Raw genomic sequence first — 464 nt, forward strand, 5'->3', positions numbered from 1 at the left:
GTGATAATTGGCTCAATCGACATATTGGCGAAAATCAACAGCATGCCTGACAGCCACATCAGCTTCACCACGCCGCGATTAACGGCGCCGGACGCGTCGCCAGCGGCGCGCGTTGCCGCAGGCGGACGTGGCTGTTCTTTCAGCAAGAAGGTGGTCGCCAGAAAGGCGAGGAAAATAACCCCGCCAGTCAGCCAGAAGGTGTGGCGGATGCCGATCAGCGGCGGCAGCACGCCGCCCAGCAGCGGACCGACGACGTTGCCCGCCATGATGCCGGAAGAGAGCATGCCGAGCGCCCAGCCGGTCTGCGCCTTCGGCGTCTGTGCCGCCACCAGAATAGTCGAGCCTGAGGCGTAGCCGCCGAGCAGCCCCGCCAGCAGCCGCAGCGCCACCAGCTGCCAGGGCGCGGTCGCCATGCCGATCAACGCCATCGCCACCGCCATGCCGAGGCTGGCACGGATCAGCAT

At 65.9% G+C, this 464-nt stretch carries 1 protein-coding gene; it reads right to left on the bottom strand.

Annotated features, from left to right (window positions below; all coding sequences use genetic code 11):
• Positions 1 to 464: MFS transporter (locus tag RGM3321_RS00155; RefSeq protein ID WP_244391021.1), on the bottom strand; the 464-nt coding region annotated here is incomplete at both ends.

It is taken from the genome of Pseudomonas sp. RGM 3321, from assembly GCF_022836805.1.
Lineage (GTDB): Bacteria > Pseudomonadota > Gammaproteobacteria > Pseudomonadales > Pseudomonadaceae > Aquipseudomonas.